We start from the raw sequence: 17,071 nt of genomic DNA, 5'->3' as shown, positions 1-17,071 counted from the left end.
AGCTTAAAAGTACCAGTCTGGTTGAATTCTAACCGGAATCTGACTTGCAAAGTTATCTAATTGCTGTTGAACGGCCTGCGCTACCGCTTCATTCGCCACGACAATGGCCCGGATGCAATCGACCGGAAAATACTGATGGACCATGAACTCGGCCATGCGTCGTCGGCGACGATCATTGTCTTGTGAAGTCGGGTTCCAGTACTTGGACCGCATGACTTCCCAATCAATCATCGACAGTTCTGCCAGTTGATTACTGAACCGACTAAAGTCCATGAGCGCATGTCCATCCGAAAAAGCAAAAGGAATGCCCGCTTTCGCTACCACTGAAACTTTGCTGACGATGTAAATAACTTCTTCTTTGACTCGTGAATTGGTATGCGTAATCTTTGAGAGCATCGGTGATCGGGGCGCGAAGTAGAAGGGTACATAGTCAGCCAACACGCCGAATGGCTCGCAACTAACACGCCGGACATCCCGCTTTTTGATAATGTCGTCTTCGCCAATAGTCACGAAGTCTGATTGCTGCACCAGATGATGGCAGTTCCTACAAGCTACCCCGTGCTCCAGTACATGAGCCAAATTGGTTAGCACCATAATACGGAATATAAAACCATTTTCCGGCGTAAGCCAGGGGAACATAATCATACATACAGATTGATGAGCAACAGATAGTCCGCCAATGCAATACCCCATGCTGACGGTAGAACAGCATAACGTCAGCGAATAAACCAGATACTGATACAAAGAAAAACAGGCACCTACGTTTGATTGTAAGTGCCTGATCGTTGTGTACTGCTTATGAGCGGGAAATGGGTCTCGAACCCACGGCCTGCAGCTTGGGAAGCTGCCGCTCTACCAACTGAGCTACTCCCGCTTGGGTAAGCAAATGTGGCACGAAAGCCGGGAAATGTCAAGCGGAAGGCGGGAAAGTTTATGCATTGTGCGCCGGGCTTCGTAGTTTCCCCATCCTGACCGCTCTTACCCCGCTCATGACTACGTCTGACCATAAACCCTTTATTCCCGCGGCCGAATCGCCCGCCGAGTTCACCCTCAAAGCTATTATTACCGGAGCTGTATTTGGTGTGCTGTTCGGGGCAGCAACGGTCTATCTATCGCTGAAAGCCGGATTGTCGGTGTCCGCGTCGATACCCATTGCGGTGCTGGCCATTTCGCTGGGTCGGCGGTTTCTGAACACGACCATTCTGGAAAACAACATCATCCAGACGACCGGCTCGGCGGGCGAAAGTATCGCGTCGGGGGTAGTGTTTACGATGCCGGGGTTCCTCTTTTTGACCAATGGTATCGGTGCCGACTTCTTCAATTACTGGACGATTCTGACGCTTTCCATTCTAGGTGGGCTGGTCGGGACGCTGATGATGATTCCACTGCGTCGGTCGCTGATCGTACAGGAACACGGTACGCTCCCCTACCCCGAAGGAACGGCCTGCGCGTCGGTGCTGATCGCGGGCGAACGCGGGGGCGACTTTGCCAAAACGGCTTACCAGGGGCTGGGGGCGGCTTTGGTCTACGCCTTTCTGCAAAAAGTGCTGCACCTGATCGCCGAAGCACCGGTCTGGGCAACGAAACAAACGAACCGCTATTTTCCGTCGGCGCAGGTCGCTGGGGAGATTACGCCGGAGTATCTGGGCGTGGGCTACATCATCGGGTTTCGCATTTCGGCGGTGCTGGTGGGTGGGGGTATTCTGGCGTGGCTGGGGCTGATTCCGTTGCTGGCGTCGGTGGTGCCGGGCGATACCATTGCGCTGCAACTGCAAAAGCTGGGGTATCTGACGAACCTGCAAACGGCGGGCGGGCCGGGTGGCTGGAACCCGCAGACGCACGCCTTCGCCGACAATGCAGCGGCTATTTACCGGGCCTATATCCGGCAGATCGGCGCGGGAGCCGTGACGGCGGGGGGCTTTATGACATTGCTCAAAACCATCCCGACAATCGTCTCTTCGTTTAAACAAAGTTTCAGCCGGTCATCGGTGGTGGCGATGGAGACGGAGGAACAGTTGAGCGAGAGTCAGCGAACCGTCCGCACGGAGCAGGACCTGAGCGTGCGAATCGTATTGATCGGAAGTATCGTGTTGATTGCGTTGATGGTCATCCTGCCGCAAATCCCCGGCGATTCGTTCCTGACCAAAGCCCTGATCGCGGTGCTGGTGATCGTGTTCGGCTTTTTCTTTGTCACCGTGGCCAGCCGCATCGTAGGTCTGATCGGGTCGAGTTCGTCGCCGGTATCGGGGATGACCATCGCGACGATCATGGGAACGGCACTGGTATTTATCGGCTTCGGGCTAACGGGCCGAGTCTACGAACCGGCGGTACTGGTAGTGGGCAGCATGATCTGCGTAGCAGCGGCCAACGCGGGGGCTACGTCGCAGGATTTGAAAACGGGCTACCTCGTCGGGGCGACGCCGAAATACCAGCAGATGGCCCTGTTCATCGGCGTTATCGTGTCGTCGCTGGTGGTAGGCGCGACAGTCAAAATTCTCGACACGCCCACGCCCGATCTGCTGGCGCAGGGTATCACCCACGCTATCGGTTCCGACAAGTTTCCGGCTCCGCAGGGTACGCTCATGGCAACGCTCATCAAGGGGCTGCTTTCGTTCAACCTCGACTGGCAGTTTGTGCTGGTGGGCGCGTTCATCGCTTTTGTATTTGAACTCTGTGGCGTCAGTGCGCTGGCCTTCGCGGTTGGGTTGTATCTGCCGCTGTCGACTACGCTGCCCATCTTCGCGGGTGGTCTGGTCAAAGCGTTTGTCGACTGGAATATGAAGCGCACCGGCCGGGTTGAGGAGGATGCAGACCTAGGTCGGGGCAGCCTGTTCGCGACGGGGCTGGTGGCGGGCGGGGCACTAGCCGGAGTAGCCGTTGCGCTGCTGTCAGTCAACGAATCGATGTACAATGCGCTGACATCGCTGACGCTGGAACCGGCGCTGGCGGGCGCGCTGGGCAACGGTGGCTACATGGCCCTCGGCGCGCTGGCGTTTGTTGGGCTGGCGGTTTTGTTGGGAAAAATTGGTGTAACACGCAGTTAGATAGTAAAGTTGTCCCCGGCAGCATCCTGCCGCTTCGGCGGTCCGATGTCGGGGACAAGGCCAGTTCTACCCGCTCGCTTGTCCTGTTTTCATGCCTTCCAATCCGTTTATCAGTACCGCCCGCGACTACGTGGTTGCGTTTTATCAGACGCAGCGCAACGCACTGGTTATCATCATCACGCTGCTGATTGCCCTGTATATCCTGACGGGAACCGATCAAGCCGACGACATGATCGAAGCCGTTATCAGTTCCGGAGTGGGCAGCCTGCTGTTTCTGTTTATTCTGGTGGGCGCGTTTATCTGGAGTTGGGTCGTCTATGGCAGTACGCGGCTGATTCTGCACGTGTCGCCGGTGGGGTTGCGGCTGACGCCAGCGATGGATACGCTGCTGCGCTGGCTACCCCGGCTGGGCGGTATGCTCCCAAATCTAATTCTGGCCTTTGCCTTCTGGGAACCGGCCGAACCACAACCTTACCTGCTGATTACTGCCAGCGGTATTCTCCTGTATATGTTCCGACTGGTCGAGCAGCGCGTACCGGTGTTTGCTCTGCCCCATCACTGGACGTTTCGGGATCGCTACACCAGCATGGTGCAGGATTTTCGGGTACTGTGGCGGCATCCGCTGGGTCGGCGTATCGTCGCGACGGGGTTCGTGCTGACGGCTATCCTCCTGATTCTGTTCAGCCTGCCCGTTCAGTGGGGCATTGCCCGGTACTTCCGACCAACGGCCGTTATTCTGTTCGGCATTTCGTTTTTCACGTTCTGGGGCAGTCTGCTGGTTTATTTCAACGACTACCGCTATCGCCCGCTTTTGCTCGTAGTGGGCATTTACTTCGTGGCCGTCAGCGCGTTCAACGACAACACCGCCGTGCGCGAAGCCACCGGCCCCAACGTGCCGCCCATCGATCAGCGACCAACGGTGGAAGCTCATTTTTTACGGTGGGTAGAAGCGCGCCATACAGCCCCCGGAGATACCATTCCACTGATTCTGGTGGCGGCTGAGGGGGGCGGTATCCGGGCACTGAACTGGACGGCCGAAACGCTTATCCGGCTCGATTCGATCATTCCCGGTTTCAGCCGACACGTGTATGCGCTGAGTGGTGTATCGGGTGGGGGTGTCGGGACGGCGTTTTACACGGCTTTTCTGCGCGACGTGCCCGAAGCGCAACGTATAGACCGCTTTGCGCAATTCCGGCGGGTCATCCGTGACGACTACCTGTCGGCGGTGTCATCGGCTCTGCTGTTTCCCGAATCGCTCCAGCGGCTTTCATTTGTGCCGTTTCCGTCGCTGGAGCGGGGCAAATGGCTGGAAGATTCGTGGGCCGATTCGTACCGGCGAAATCTGGGTCTGCACACCCTCGACAGTGCCGTGACGAGTCTGTACCAACGGCCCGGTGGTTACGACTACAACCTGCCGTCGCTGCTGCTCAACGGTACCCTGGCCGAGTCGGGGCAGAAGGTTATTACGTCGAACCTGAAACTCGACAGCCGCTATTTCCGGGATGTTGTCTCGACGGTCGATCTGCTGAGCCACGATGTACCACTGAAAACGGCGGCATCGCTGTGCAGCCGCTTCCCGGTCGTGACCAACGGCGCGCTGGTGCGGAACGGTGCCCTAAAAAACGGCGACGTGCAGCCCTACGGTGGGCACGTAGTCGACGGGGGGTACTTCGATAATTCGGGGGTGGAAACCTGCTTTCAGTTGCTCAATAACCTCGTCCCGTCGATCCGCCGACTTGATTCTACTGGTCAGGCGACGGTCGTTCCGTACATTCTGTTTATTCAGAACAGCAACACGCTGGGCCGGGTAACGCGGGCCAAATCAATCATGCAGATTGTACGGATTCCGCTGCTGGGCTTTTTCAACGCCTGGGACAACGGTTCTGTCACCCGCGACAATATGTTCAACTCGTTCGTCGACCGTTTCGCCAATCCGCGCACCAACTACCTGACCCTCCGACTGGCGTACAATGACCGGTATCCGCTGGGCTGGTATCTATCAGAGCGCGTTGCCAACCGGCTCAGCGAACAGGCCCGCGACTCAATCAGCCTAAAAAACCCCGCCCTCCGGCAGCTACAGTCAGCGTTCCGAAGGGCGGGGGTACGGTAAGCGGGAGTGGCCAGCTTACTTCTTCGCGGTGTACATGATCCGCCAGACTTTGCCTTTGACCGAGTCGGTGACGTAGAGCGAACCGTCGGGGCCTTCGGCAAGCCCTACCGGTCGGGCTTTGGCGTCGCCGGGGCTGGCGAGGGCCAGTTTACCCGCGTTGGCGTTTTCGCCGGGCTTACCCTGCTCTTCGACACCCGCAAAGTTTTCGGCAAACACTTCGTACTTACCCGATGGCAGACCGTTTTTACCAAACGGAATAAACGCGACAAAGTAACCGCCCTGATTCAGCGGGGCGCGGTTCCAGGAACCGTGGAAGCACACGAACGCGCCGTTGCGATACCGGGCCGGGAAGGCACTGGCTCCCGAACCACCTTTGTAAAACAACAGATCGTTGGGTGCCCAGTGCGCCGGAAACGCCATGATCGGCTTCTCCTTGCCCGCGCAACGATCCTGCGTTTTGCCATCGCCACCGTATTCAGGGGCCAGCAGTTTTTTGTTCTGGTAATGATCGTTGTAGCAGTACGGCCAGCCGAAGTCGGCACCGTCTTTCACCATCAGAAATTCTTCCGACGGCAGTTCCGCGCTGACCGTATCGGTAAATACACCGCCCCAGTTGTTGAGGTTGTCGCGGCCGTGTTGGAGCGCGTAGAGCGTGTTGTCGGTCAGGTTCCAGTCGAGGGCTACAGCATTGCGGATACCCGTCGCGTAACGTTTCCCGTCCGACTGCTTCTGGTTCAGTTTGTTGGCGTCGAACTGCCAGATACCACCGTAGTTTTCCAGAATCGGGCAGGGGTCCATGCCTTTCGACCCTTTCTGCCGGTCTTTCTCCTGACAGGCGTTGGACGGTGCCCCGAAGTTGACGAACAGTTTCCCATCGGGCGACAGCGCCAGCGATTTACTGGCGTGCTGCCGTTGCAGGGTCAACCCAACTACGATGGGTTCGGCCGTGGTCGTTTCCAGCACCTTGCCGTTGGTCATTTTATACCGGTACACCGACGTGTCCGACGACGCGTAAAGGTAGCCGTTGTAAATGCCCATACCCGTACCGGGGTAATTGCCAAACGTGATGGTTTGATCGGCACGACCGTCGCCATCGGTGTCGCGCAGTTCAACGATGCCTTTGCCATCTTTCAGCCGATCGAGTTTCACGTAGAGTGTACCCGTTACCGGGTCGGCAACGGCATGGCGGGCGCGGCCCAGGTTATCGGCGAACACCAATGCCTGAAAGCCTTTCGTTAGTTTGATTCCGCCATTGTCGGGGTCGGGTGCGATGGTCGTGGCCGGGTGGGCGGGCGCCGGCGTTTTGGGCCGCTTCGTCGGGGGTGTTCCGGCTTGCGCCGTCAGGGTTAGGGTCGTGGCGGCTGTCAATAGCCAGGCGGTCGTTTTCATATAGACGAAGAGGTACAGGTGATTAGGATAAACGGTTGCTTATTTTAGCAAAGTTACTCATCCATTCACGATTCTATTTACACACTACATCATGTCATCCGAACCAATCAACTGGGCTGATTTTGCCAAAATCGACATGCGTGTCGGTACCATCGTCGCGGTCGACTCGCTCCCCCAGGCCCGTAAACCCGCTTACAAACTAACCATCGACTTCGGCGAACTGGGGCAGAAGCGCAGTTCAGCCCAGATTACGACGCTGTACGAACCCGACACACTGATCGGGCAACAGGTGATTGCGGTCATCAATTTTCCGCCAAAACAGATTGCGACTTTCCGTAGCGAATGCCTGGTGCTGGGTTCGGTAGCCGACGACGGCACGGTCACGCTGCTGCAACCCGAACGCGTAACGCCCAATGGCCTGCGTATCGGATAACATTGCCTCTTCCTATACGTTTATCAGGACAGAAGCACACCGCCATTCTCTTCAGTAACTAACCGTATGCGCTACGTTTTCCTGTTCGTTTGCCTGTTTTGCGCCCATTTTGCCCTGAGTCAGCAACGCGCTGGCGAAGACACGGTTTACTACCGATCAGCCCCTATTCCAAGACATCTGCTACCCATTGAGCGAGCCGGGGGTACGATCTACTTTTACGGTGGCAAACGACTATCGTCGCCTTATTCGCTCGAAATTCCGTTTTACGAACTCAACGACCCGACCGTAACGCATCACTTCCGTACGTTCCGGACCATGCGTACGCTGAGCCAGGTAGCATCGGTAGCATCACTGGTCTATCTGGTTCTTTCACCCGGTCGCGGGCGTAACGATACCTACTGGATCGTGTACGGTTCGTCCATTGCAGCCTCGCTGACGCTGTCGGTTATTGGCAACAGGCAGGTCAACAAAGCCGTTACGCGGTACAATGAATTGCTGCTCCAGCCCCGCGTCGGTCTGTCGGCGTCGCCCGTACCGCTGACGGGGCAGGTGGCCGTCGGGGCCGGACTGGCCTGGTCGTTTTGACGGTACTTTATCGAAGAAAGCAGGATGCTGTCTGAGACATAACGGTGTATTCCTGCGCGTTTTTGGGTAGATTCGGGGCCCAATCATCGACTCATGAACAAACGTTACGTCTTCCTTTTCTCGTTGCTGACGGCCTCGCTTCCGTCAGTCGCCCAAACCACCATCGTCAACCGCGACCCACAAATCGCGGATCTCGTCAGCCAGCTCTCTGCCGACAGCCTGCGGGCGCACGTCAACGGACTGGTCAGCTTCGGCACCCGCCATACGCTCAGCACCACGAGTGATCCGAAGAAAGGCATCGGTGCCGCCCGGCAATGGATCCTGGGCAAATTCAACCAGTACGCCAAGCAGTCGGGTGGGCGCATGACCGCAACCATCGACAAGTGGACGCTGCCCGCCGACGGTCGGCGCGTCGACAAACCGGCCGACATGGGCAACGTGATGGCGACGCTGAAAGGCACCGACCCGAATGACACCCGCGTATTCATCGTGCAGGGCCACATGGACAGCCGCGTGACCAACGTGATGAACCGCGAGTCTGACGCGCCCGGTGCCAACGACGACGGGTCGGGCACGGCGGCCGTGATTGAACTGTGCCGGGTGATGAGCAAGAGTCAGTTTCCCGCGACCATCGTATTTGTGACGCTGACCGGCGAAGAGCAGGGGCTGCTGGGTGCCGAACACCTGAGCGAACGCGCCGTGGCCGAAAAATGGAACCTCGAAGCGGTGCTGAACAACGACATCATGGGCAGCAACCACAGCAACGAAACCAACATCATCGACAACACGCGGCTGCGGGTGTTCAGCGAAGGGTTGCCGGGTAACCTGCTCAAAGACACTACCAATCGCATCAGTCAGATCCGGCAATTCGGTAACGAAAACGACGGAAAGGCCCGCACGCTGGCCCGTTACCTGAAGGAAGTCGGTGAGCGATACGTGGATAATCTGGAAGTGGTGATGGTGTACCGCAACGATCGTTACCTGCGCGGTGGCGACCATACCCCCTACGTGCAGCGGGGCTTCGCGGCCGTTCGCCTGACGGAGATGAACGAGAACTACAACCATCAGCATCAGGACCTCCGCACCGACAGTGGGACCGAATACGGCGACTACGCGAAGTTTATGGACTTCGATTATCTGCGCAAAAACACGGCTGTCAACCTGGCGACGCTGGCCAATCTGGCGAAAGCACCGGTCATTCCGCAGAAAGTAACCGTAGATGTGCGCAACCTGACCAACTCGACAGCCCTGTACTGGCAGGCTCCGTCGGTGGGTAAAGTGAAGGGATACTATGTGCTGATGCGCGAAACGTACTGGCCGTTCTGGCAGAAGAAATTCTTCACCACCAAACTCGGCATGACACTCCCCTATTCGAAAGACAATTACTACTTCGCCGTGCAGGCCGTCAGCGAAGACGGTAACGAAAGCCTGCCCGTGCTGCCCGTCCCGAATCTGCGATAGCGGTAAGTCAAGACCAGGCAAATGTGTTTTTAACACAGAGAACACAACGTTAGCTTTCCAGCAAAAACACTGTGTTCTCTGTGCCTCTGTGTTAAAAACTTCAGCCGAAATACTGCTGCTCGATGCGCCCAACATAACCCAGATAGGTCGCACTACTGAACCATGATTGCAGCCGTTCGCCAATGTTGGGATACAGATTCAGGTGGGGCAGATCGGCGATGGGTTGCCAGACCAGTTCGAGGGCCGACGTTTCGGCGGGATTCAGGGCGGGCGTACCCTGCAAGTTGCGGGCAGCAAATACCACGTGCAGTACGTCGTCGTTGCGTTCGGTCAGCAGCATTTCGCCAGCCAGAATCATCTCGCCCACGTCGACGCTTACACCCAGCTCTTCCCGAATTTCCCGTACGATTGTTTCGGGCAGAATCTCACCTCGATCCGGATTGCCGCCGGGTAGAGCAAGCACGTCCTGCCCGCCGTAGTTGTACCGCATCAGCAGTACCTCGGTCTTGTTGTCCTGTACGCGCCAGATCAGCGCAGAAGGGCGTACTTTCATATAAAAACAGTTTACGGTATTCGGTTTACAGTTTACGGAAGTACTATGATACGACCGATACACCGTAAACCGAATACCGTAAACTGTAAACGTTAGTTAATCTCCCGGGTCGTTTCGAAGAGGAACCAGCTGCGACGCTCGGTTTCATCGATGTAGTTTTCGAGCAGACTAGCCGTGGCTACGTCTTCAGCGTCGTCAGCGATCTTGTGCGTATCACGCATATTTTTCGCCATCTTCTTGTTCTCGTTCAGCAGATCAAGCAGCATATCTTTCGGAGCCACAAAATCTTCATCGTTGTCTTTCACTCGCTGCAATTGAGCGATATGCGCAACCGAACGGATCGTATTGCCGCCGATTTTCCGGACGCGCTCGGCCAGTGGGTCGATGGTCGCGAAAATTTGGTCGGCCTGTTCATCGAGCAGCAGGTGATAATCGCGGAAGTGCCGACCCGACATATGCCAGTGGTAATTCTTGGTTTTGATGTACAGCGCGAACGCATCGGCGACCAGCTTGTTGAGCGAGTCGGCCACTTTCTCACGTCCCTTTTCTTTAAGGTCGTTGGGGGTATCGAGTTCCTGAACTTGATTGATATCAGCCATGATCTATGGTTAGTTTTACTGTTACCTGTTTTAAACAGAAGAACCAGCCCCATTCGGGTTTGTTTTCCCGTTAAACTAGATTTAATGGCAGTTTGGCATCAGTCTAAAACCAGCCTTAGTTCGTACATCTGAATGCACCTTACCCCACAGTCGCAATGCCTTTTCGGTTCATCACCCCGCTGTTTTCCCTTGCGCTATTTATCGCCTGTACGTACTCATCGCCAATGATCAGTAATCCCGACGCCGTCAAATCGAAATACCAGTTTTTGTCGCTCGGCGATTCGTACACTATCGGGGAAAGTGTCGGCGCGGCCGATCGCTGGAGCGTTCAACTGGCCGGTATGCTGCGCACCGACAAGGTAGACGTGGCGGACCCGGATATCATCGCCCGGACGGGCTGGACAACGGCCGAATTGCAGGATGCTATCAAAGCCGCCAACAACACCAAAACGTACGATCTGGTATCGCTGCTGATCGGCGTCAACAACCAGTACCGGGGTCAATCGACGGACCGCTACCGGACAGAATTTCGCGACCTGCTTCAAACAGCCATTCGGTTTGCCGGTAATCGGCCCGGGCGGGTTTTTGTGTTATCGATTCCTGACTGGGGGGCATCGCCTTACGCCAATGGCCGCGACAAAAATCAGATTGCTACGGAGATCGACGCCTTTAACACCATCGCGAAAGACGAATGCCAGAAAGCGGGTGTCGCCTACGTCGATATCACCCCCCTGACCCGGCAGGCTGCGGGCGATAACAGTCAGTTTGCTGGCGACGGGTTGCACTATTCCGGTAAGCAGATGAAGCAGTGGGCCAGTACCGCCCTGCCGGTTGCGGAAGACTTGCTGAAGAAATAGATTACTCTTTTCCTCCTTTCCCTCGGGCTGTGTCTTCACAGCCCCCGGAATAAGGGATGAATTCACCTGGCGAGCAGGCTCCGCAATTACGCCAGCACTGTTTTGGGGCGATCGAACTTCTGTTTGTAGTGCCGAATCGTGCGGGCAATGAGTACGCCACCCACCAGCGTCGGCGCAATCCAGCCAATCGTGCCAACCCATTCGGGTGTTCCCACCGGCATCATCCGGTACATGTTATTGACCAAAAATGCGGTGAACGTGGCAATGTACGACCCACCCATCCGGGCAATATGGTGGTAGAACCAATGCATTTTCTCTGGAGTCCGGCTAAACAGTTTAGCATCGTACCAAGCATTTTTGAACGTCAGAAATCCGAAGAACGGGAACAGTATGGCAAATACCGAGACACCGTCCTTCAGTAGGTACGCGCCGAAGCCCATCATACCGACACTGACAACCAACGCGACGTACGTCAGCAGCCGGTCGGCCGGTGTGGGGCCGGATTTCTTTTGTTTGGTAGCCCGCCAGCCGGTCATGCACAGGTAAAAACTCAGGACGGCGATACCCGTCAGAAATAGCCGAAACAGTTTAAACGGTTGCAGGGCACACATGGGCAGGGCCGTCGCAGCTACGACAATCATACCCCAGACGTAGACCAGCCCGCTGCGATTGTGGGCTTTGCCGCCTTTTTTTGAGAACATGGAAACCAGCCCGACCAGCAGGGCAACGGTACCGGCGAGAACGTGGATGATGGTGATGGCAATAATGAGCGTGTGCATGACCAGTTGTGTTTGCGATTCGTTGAGACAAACGTAGCGCAACACATCTAGCCCGGACGACGCAAAGGGCCAAACGACAACTTTTGGGCCGTTTGACAACCCAGAACCGCATTTGGGACGAATGGATGGGTATTCTACAACGATTTTAACCGCGCAACCAAGCTGTCGTTGTACTTACGAGCGACCGGAATCTGGTACTGTCCCCCGAGTAGATGCAGCTTATAGCCCTGTGCATTGCCCGTTATTTTCTCCACCCGGTCGAGGTTGACAATGAATGACCGATGGCAGCGCACGATGTCGGGCATACTGATTTGCCCCTCCAGCCGACTCAGACTACTCCGCAGCAGCGGCTTCACTGGCTGTTCATTTTTCAGGTACACCACCGTGCAGTAGTTGTCGCTCGATTCGATGTAAAGCAGTTTGTCGGGGGGTAGCGTCAGGCTGTCTTTCTCATTGTCGGCAAGCAGCGTCAGCGTATCGACGGCCGTTGGTGTCGGCGTATCGGGGATCGGTGCGGGAGACGCATGTGGGTGAACGGGCAGTTCAGCCGCCTGCCGAACGTACCTGCGCAATCGGATTACATACCCCGCCACCACGCCACCCGCCGTTGGGAAAATACCGACCAGAAACGTACCAACCAGCATACCCACCCAGCCAGCTACGCTGGGCTTGCGTCCAGTTAGCGCGATCAGGTAAAGTTGGTTGGCAACGGCAACCAGCAGGATGTTGGCAACAATCATCAGGATAGCCTTACCCACCGTCCAGACGCGATCTGAGAAAGCGGCCGGAAATAGCCGGGGCCACACCAGAAAGTGCAGAGCCGTTACGGCAAAACTGACGACGCCGAACCCCAGCACCTTCAGCGTCTTGTATGGCGTGTGCCAGTCTGAGATGTCAAACGGCTGAAACACCAGCAGAAACAAGCCGATGAACGCGCCGATCAACACGGCCCGTATCCATGTCGTACGTGCAGGCTCCTCAATCGGATAGGGCTGACGAAGCAGGCTCACCATGACGTGTTGTTAGAAAGGACGCCAGCTTGATATCTGCTCAATAAATTGCGGGAATACTTCCGGATATACCGCGACAATGAATACAATACCGAACATAGCACCGTACAGGTGGGCGTCGTGGTTGACATTATCACGGCCCTGCTTCGACGAGTAGTACGAATAGGCCAGGTACAGTGCGCCAAAAACAAAGCCCGGAATCCCGATGGGTATGAAGTACATGTAAATCCGCGCGAGTGGGTTTACCATGATCGACGCAAAAATAATGGCCGATACCCCTCCCGAAGCACCCAGCGAATTATAGCCGGGGTCGTAGCGGTGCTTGAGGTAGCTGGGCACATCCGACACCAGAATACCCGCCAGATAGAAACCAATCAGGTAGACTGGGCCAAGCCCGCCAAACAAAGCTCCGAAAATCTGCTCGATCAGCCCACCAAAGAAGTAAAGGCTAAGCATGTTGAAAATCAGGTGACCCGCATCGGCGTGAATAAATCCCGACGTCAACAGCCGGTGGTATTCGCCCCGATTGTAAATCTGGTACGGGTTCATAATCCAGCGGTCGAGCAGCGACGGATTGCGCCAGGCCAGAAAGCTGATGATGGCCGTTACAGTGATGATAAGCAGAATGGTGGTCATGCAGGCTATATGTCGTTTACTGCGTTGAGTTGGTTACGGACGCTACAGATACATAACCTGACCCGCTGGTATTGGTTAGCTCTCACGACCAATAAGCTGCTGCACAAACTCAAGCAACACCGCTTTGCGCGTCGGGTCGGCGTTTATTTGCTCAAAGCAGGCAAAGCCCTTCGAGAAATACGCGTCGATCCGCTGCTCGGTAATGGTGCGGATACGCAGCTGATCGTAGATTGCAGTAACAGCGCGTACTTTCTCGGCCTTGTCGAAATCGGTACGCCGGAGCCACCCGTCGAGGTCGTCGCGCAGCTGACCCGTCCCTTGCTCCAGCGCTTCGATGAGCAGAAACGTTTTCTTGTTGGCAATGATATCCCCCCCTACCTGCTTGCCGAACTTAGCCGGGTCGCCGTACACGTCGAGCAAATCATCTTTCAGCTGAAACCCGATACCCACGTTGACGCCCGCTTCGTAGAGCAGCTTCATCGTTTGTGCATCGGCACCGGCAATCAGCCCACCCAGTTCGAGGGCAAAGCCCAGCAGGACCGACGTTTTCAGCCGGATCATCTCGATGTACTCGGTTTCGGTGACGTCCCAGCGGGTTTCAAAATTCATGTCCAGCTGCTGTCCTTCACACACTTCGGCGGCCGTCCGGCTGAAGCGCGTCAGGGCGGTCTGCAACTGATCGGGAGCTACGTTGAGTATCAGCTCGAAGGCATTGACCAGCATCACGTCGCCCGACAGGATTGCGGTATTCGGGTTCCATTTCTCGTGCACGGTCGGATTGCCCCGACGCAGCGGAGCCTGATCCATGATGTCGTCGTGCATCAGCGTGAAGTTGTGGAAAACCTCCACGGCCAGCGCCGGACGCACCGCTTTCTGCCAGTCGTCGGTGAAGAGGTAAGTACCCATCAGGGTCAGCAGCGGCCGTAACCGTTTGCCCCCCAGACTCATGATGTACCGGATCGGGTCGTACAGCTCGGGCGGTTGCTGCCCGTATTGGGTGTTAGTCAGTTCGGTTTGAAGGACGTCGACAAAGGAGTCTATATGCATAAATAGGGCAGAGCGCCACATGGGTTTCGGCCCAAAAATAAGGCAAATACCGCCGAAAACCCTAACCCCGGCTACGAAGCCGGTGCCAGCGCTGAACCGGTGTATCGATCGTGTAGACAAGCCGTCCCGACAGGATAAAGTAACCGTCGTTTTTTCCGGGGTTACCCCGATTATCACCCGGTTTGTTGGGCAACAGCAGCAGTTCACTTTTCCGGTCGCTGAGCGCAGCCGCCAGCGGACTCATACCCTCGAAACTGGGATACACCGTACTGACATCGTCCAGATAGTCGCTCAGCACATGGGTGTACGACGCTTCCAGCGCAAGCCTGAACCGGTAGCCCGACAGCAGCGGCATACCGATGCCGTACCGGATAATCCCCGCCACCCGATCATACGCAACACCCTCCGTATGCAACGGGGCCAGACTGACGACCTGCCCGTTGTACCTGGTTTTGGGCGTCATGTAGGTCAGCCCGGCACCGGCCATCACGTACGGAAAGAAGGATCGGTTGGGGTCGGCGGGGTTGCGAATGTCCCACTGAACCCCCGCCCATACATCAGGATTGACGCTAAAGAACGACAGGTTTTTGACGAAGTTCCGGGTTCTTACCTGACTCCCCCGAATGTAATATCCCTGCATATCAGCCCGCAGACTGAGCCGGTTTGAATAGCGGTACGTAAGGCCGATGTTCAGTGCCGCCCCCAGCCCAAGATGGTTGTAGTTACCGATTACGGACAGATCCCCGGCGTAGTAAGTGGTACCCACCCCGACGTTCAGCGACCACGTGCCGGGGCACTCTTTCCAGATTACGGCCCGCTGCGCCAGCGCAGCAGATTCCAGCAGACAGCCCAGCACGAGCAGGGCGATTTTCAGTCGAATGAATGGCAATGAATGATAGCGATTGATGCCGCCGAACCGGCGATACACCAACGCTACCCACAATCGTACCAGACGCCGTTTACGCGTCGGCTCAGACCGGTTTTGTTAGCTCGTCGAGCAGGTGAACGAGCTGCTGGGGCAGGAATGGCTTACGCAGAAACCCCCGAAAGCCAGCCGCGTACACCTTCGCCAGCGTTTCGGCACTATCGTCGGCCGAGAGGGCAATAATGGGTACACCGGGTTGCAGGTCGCACAGTTGCCGGGCCAGGTCGTAGCCGTCCATTTCGGGCATGTGAAGGTCCAGCAACATGCTTAAGTAAGGCGTGTGCCGGGCGGCTTCGAGGGCTTCAATCGGATTGTTGAACGTATCCAGCTGCCCGCTCTGCTGCCTGACGATATGCCCCAGCATCTTGGTATTGAACAGGCTATCATCAACGGCCAGTAGCTTGCCTTCCGTGCGCCAGTTCACCGTCGGGGGCGTTTCATCGACAGTCGGCAACGTCAGCCGGAAACCAAAGCGCGACCCTTTCCCAACTTCGCTCGTGACTTCCATGTGGCTGTCCATGAGGTCGATCAGTTGCCGCGTAATGGCCAGACCCAGCCCCGTTCCGCCGTACTGCCGGGTCGTCGCAGCCGATACCTGCGTGTATTCGTTGAATAGCGTCGCCAGCGAATCGGGTGCAATGCCGATCCCCGTGTCGACCACTTCAATGAACAACGTTGTCTGCTCATCAGTCTGTTCGATCACGCTGGCCTCTACATTGACGCCCCCTTCCTTGGTGAATTTCAGGGCGTTGCTGATGAGGTTCGTCAGTACCTGTAGGAGCCGGGTCGCGTCGCCCCTTAACTGATGCGGAATGGTTGCATCGAGCTTCGTGGTGAGTTGCAGGTTTTTCTGCCGGGCCTGCCACGCCTGCATATCGACGGCCTGGTGAATCAGCCCAACGACGGAAAATGGAATGGCTTCCAGCAGCAACTTTCCGGCCTGTAATTTACTGTAGTCGAGAATGTTATTGACCAGGCTGACCAGCGTCCGGCCGGTCGTCTGGAGCCGTTGCAGGCTGCTTTGCTGGTCGGGCTGCGTGGGCTGATCGAGCAGTAGTTGTGTATAGCCTTCGAGCGCATGCAGCGGTGTTCTGATCTCATGGCTCAGCGTAGCCAGCAAACTGGCTTTCTGCTGCGCCAGCTCTTCGGCTTCCGTTCGGGCCACCCGCAGGCTATTGTTCGTCCGGTGCAATTCCATCAACAACGCGACCTGATCGGCCAGTGCTTTGAGCGCCGTATGCTGTTCTGCCGTCAGCTGACGCGGCTTCTGATCGACGACACACAGCGACCCGATGGCGTACCCCTCCGACGACCGCAGCGGCACGCCCGCATAAAAGGTGACATTAGGCGGCCCTATCACCGATGGATGGTCTGAAAACCGACCATCCTGCTTCATGTTTTCGACAACCAGGGGCTCGTACTGATTGATCGTATGGGCGCAGAACGACAGTTCACGAGGTATGTAATCGATGTCGATGCCGTGGCTTGATTTCACCCATTGCCGGTCCTGATCGATCAGGCTGACCATGGCAAAGGGCGTCATGCACAGCTGCGAAGCAATCTGCGACACGCGATCGTATTCAATTTCCCGGGGGTATCGAGCAGTTCGTATTGATAAAGCGACTCAAGTCGCTGCAATTCAT

The 17,071-nt window shown here is 56.5% G+C and carries 16 protein-coding genes and 1 tRNA gene; 6 read left to right on the top strand and 11 right to left on the bottom strand.

All coding sequences use genetic code 11. The features are described from left to right. Positions 1–3: 3 nt before the first annotated feature. Both darT and HH216_RS06950 read right to left on the bottom strand, forming a co-directional pair. Positions 4–645 (bottom strand): type II toxin-antitoxin system toxin DNA ADP-ribosyl transferase DarT, encoded by a 642-nt coding sequence (gene darT / locus HH216_RS06955; RefSeq protein WP_169550133.1) that lies wholly within the window; start codon positions 643–645, stop codon positions 4–6. A 156-nt stretch (positions 646–801) separates the two neighbouring features. Further along, a tRNA-Gly gene (locus tag HH216_RS06950) sits at positions 802–874 on the bottom strand. Positions 875–989: 115 nt separating this feature from the next. Here HH216_RS06950 and HH216_RS06945 point away from each other — a divergent pair. Beyond that, the gene (locus HH216_RS06945) at positions 990–3,044 is read left to right on the top strand and encodes an OPT family oligopeptide transporter (protein ID WP_169550132.1); all 2,055 of its coding nucleotides are present in this window, start codon (positions 990–992) and stop codon (positions 3,042–3,044) included. Between the two features lie 91 nt (positions 3,045–3,135). Further along, entirely contained in the window at positions 3,136–5,154 is a 2,019-nt protein-coding gene (locus HH216_RS06940) for a patatin-like phospholipase family protein (protein WP_169550131.1), read from the top strand. A gap of 15 nt (positions 5,155–5,169) precedes the next feature. On the opposite strand, the gene HH216_RS06935 is transcribed toward HH216_RS06940, so the two are convergent. Then, entirely contained in the window at positions 5,170–6,543 is a 1,374-nt protein-coding gene (locus HH216_RS06935) for a PQQ-dependent sugar dehydrogenase (protein WP_169550130.1), read from the bottom strand. Positions 6,544–6,634: 91 nt separating this feature from the next. On the opposite strand from HH216_RS06935, the gene HH216_RS06930 reads away from it, so the two are divergent. The 3 genes from HH216_RS06930 (at position 6,635) to HH216_RS06920 (ending at position 9,022) form a co-directional block, all read left to right on the top strand. Next, positions 6,635–6,976, top strand: coding sequence for a tRNA-binding protein (locus tag HH216_RS06930; RefSeq protein WP_169550129.1), 342 nt, complete (start codon positions 6,635–6,637; stop codon positions 6,974–6,976). Positions 6,977–7,042: 66 nt separating this feature from the next. Next, on the top strand, positions 7,043–7,561 hold the full coding sequence (locus tag HH216_RS06925; protein WP_169550128.1) for a hypothetical protein: 519 nt from the start codon (positions 7,043–7,045) through the stop codon (positions 7,559–7,561). Positions 7,562–7,654: 93 nt separating this feature from the next. Next, a complete protein-coding gene (locus tag HH216_RS06920; protein ID WP_169550127.1) occupies positions 7,655–9,022 on the top strand; it encodes a M20/M25/M40 family metallo-hydrolase in 1,368 nt (455 codons plus the stop codon). 100 nt (positions 9,023–9,122) lie between these two features. Here the strand turns inward: HH216_RS06920 and HH216_RS06915 are convergent, their stop codons facing one another. Both HH216_RS06915 and HH216_RS06910 read right to left on the bottom strand, forming a co-directional pair. Further along, complete coding sequence (locus HH216_RS06915; RefSeq protein ID WP_169550126.1) at positions 9,123–9,575, bottom strand: NUDIX domain-containing protein; 453 nt, start codon at positions 9,573–9,575, stop codon at positions 9,123–9,125. A gap of 92 nt (positions 9,576–9,667) precedes the next feature. Beyond that, on the bottom strand, positions 9,668–10,174 hold the full coding sequence (locus HH216_RS06910; RefSeq protein ID WP_169550125.1) for a Dps family protein: 507 nt from the start codon (positions 10,172–10,174) through the stop codon (positions 9,668–9,670). A 224-nt stretch (positions 10,175–10,398) separates the two neighbouring features. Between HH216_RS06910 and HH216_RS06905 the strand changes: the two genes are divergently transcribed. Next, on the top strand, positions 10,399–11,031 hold the full coding sequence (locus tag HH216_RS06905) for an SGNH/GDSL hydrolase family protein (protein WP_169553290.1): 633 nt from the start codon (positions 10,399–10,401) through the stop codon (positions 11,029–11,031). A gap of 86 nt (positions 11,032–11,117) precedes the next feature. Here HH216_RS06905 and HH216_RS06900 read toward each other — a convergent pair whose 3' ends face one another. The 6 genes from HH216_RS06900 to HH216_RS06875 all read right to left on the bottom strand — a co-directional run bounded on the left by HH216_RS06900 (position 11,118) and on the right by HH216_RS06875 (position 16,998). Then, on the bottom strand, positions 11,118–11,810 hold the full coding sequence (locus tag HH216_RS06900) for a DUF2306 domain-containing protein (protein ID WP_169550124.1): 693 nt from the start codon (positions 11,808–11,810) through the stop codon (positions 11,118–11,120). A 134-nt stretch (positions 11,811–11,944) separates the two neighbouring features. Beyond that, positions 11,945–12,823 (bottom strand): LytR/AlgR family response regulator transcription factor, encoded by an 879-nt coding sequence (locus tag HH216_RS06895; protein WP_169550123.1) that lies wholly within the window; start codon positions 12,821–12,823, stop codon positions 11,945–11,947. Between the two features lie 9 nt (positions 12,824–12,832). After that, complete coding sequence (locus HH216_RS06890) at positions 12,833–13,456, bottom strand: rhomboid family intramembrane serine protease (protein ID WP_169550122.1); 624 nt, start codon at positions 13,454–13,456, stop codon at positions 12,833–12,835. 75 nt (positions 13,457–13,531) lie between these two features. Beyond that, the gene (locus HH216_RS06885; RefSeq protein WP_169550121.1) at positions 13,532–14,503 is read right to left on the bottom strand and encodes a polyprenyl synthetase family protein; all 972 of its coding nucleotides are present in this window, start codon (positions 14,501–14,503) and stop codon (positions 13,532–13,534) included. A gap of 61 nt (positions 14,504–14,564) precedes the next feature. Continuing rightward, positions 14,565–15,392 carry an outer membrane beta-barrel protein gene (locus tag HH216_RS06880; RefSeq protein WP_169550120.1) on the bottom strand — a complete coding sequence of 276 codons (828 nt, stop codon included), beginning with the start codon at positions 15,390–15,392 and terminating at the stop codon, positions 14,565–14,567. Between the two features lie 82 nt (positions 15,393–15,474). Then, a complete protein-coding gene (locus tag HH216_RS06875; protein WP_169550119.1) occupies positions 15,475–16,998 on the bottom strand; it encodes a GAF domain-containing hybrid sensor histidine kinase/response regulator in 1,524 nt (507 codons plus the stop codon). Between the last annotated feature and the right edge of the window lie 73 nt (positions 16,999–17,071).

The sequence above is a fragment of the Spirosoma rhododendri genome (genome assembly GCF_012849055.1).
Classification (GTDB): Bacteria; Bacteroidota; Bacteroidia; order Cytophagales; family Spirosomataceae; genus Spirosoma; species Spirosoma rhododendri.
The sequence above is the reverse complement of the archived record's forward strand: the minus strand, read 5'-3'. Positions and strand labels throughout refer to the sequence as shown.

Coding starts and splice junctions, on each gene's coding strand:
- HH216_RS06905 (WP_169553290.1), top strand. CDS start 10,399: ATGATCAGTAATCCCGACGCCGTCAAATCGAAATACCAGTTTTTGTCG.
- HH216_RS06900 (WP_169550124.1), bottom strand. CDS start 11,810: ATGCACACGCTCATTATTGCCATCACCATCATCCACGTTCTCGCCGGT.
- HH216_RS06920 (WP_169550127.1), top strand. CDS start 7,655: ATGAACAAACGTTACGTCTTCCTTTTCTCGTTGCTGACGGCCTCGCTT.
- HH216_RS06885 (WP_169550121.1), bottom strand. CDS start 14,503: ATGCATATAGACTCCTTTGTCGACGTCCTTCAAACCGAACTGACTAAC.
- HH216_RS06945 (WP_169550132.1), top strand. CDS start 990: ATGACTACGTCTGACCATAAACCCTTTATTCCCGCGGCCGAATCGCCC.
- HH216_RS06935 (WP_169550130.1), bottom strand. CDS start 6,543: ATGAAAACGACCGCCTGGCTATTGACAGCCGCCACGACCCTAACCCTG.
- HH216_RS06910 (WP_169550125.1), bottom strand. CDS start 10,174: ATGGCTGATATCAATCAAGTTCAGGAACTCGATACCCCCAACGACCTT.
- HH216_RS06890 (WP_169550122.1), bottom strand. CDS start 13,456: ATGACCACCATTCTGCTTATCATCACTGTAACGGCCATCATCAGCTTT.
- HH216_RS06925 (WP_169550128.1), top strand. CDS start 7,043: ATGCGCTACGTTTTCCTGTTCGTTTGCCTGTTTTGCGCCCATTTTGCC.
- HH216_RS06915 (WP_169550126.1), bottom strand. CDS start 9,575: ATGAAAGTACGCCCTTCTGCGCTGATCTGGCGCGTACAGGACAACAAG.
- darT (WP_169550133.1), bottom strand. CDS start 645: ATGATTATGTTCCCCTGGCTTACGCCGGAAAATGGTTTTATATTCCGT.
- HH216_RS06895 (WP_169550123.1), bottom strand. CDS start 12,823: ATGGTGAGCCTGCTTCGTCAGCCCTATCCGATTGAGGAGCCTGCACGT.
- HH216_RS06930 (WP_169550129.1), top strand. CDS start 6,635: ATGTCATCCGAACCAATCAACTGGGCTGATTTTGCCAAAATCGACATG.
- HH216_RS06940 (WP_169550131.1), top strand. CDS start 3,136: ATGCCTTCCAATCCGTTTATCAGTACCGCCCGCGACTACGTGGTTGCG.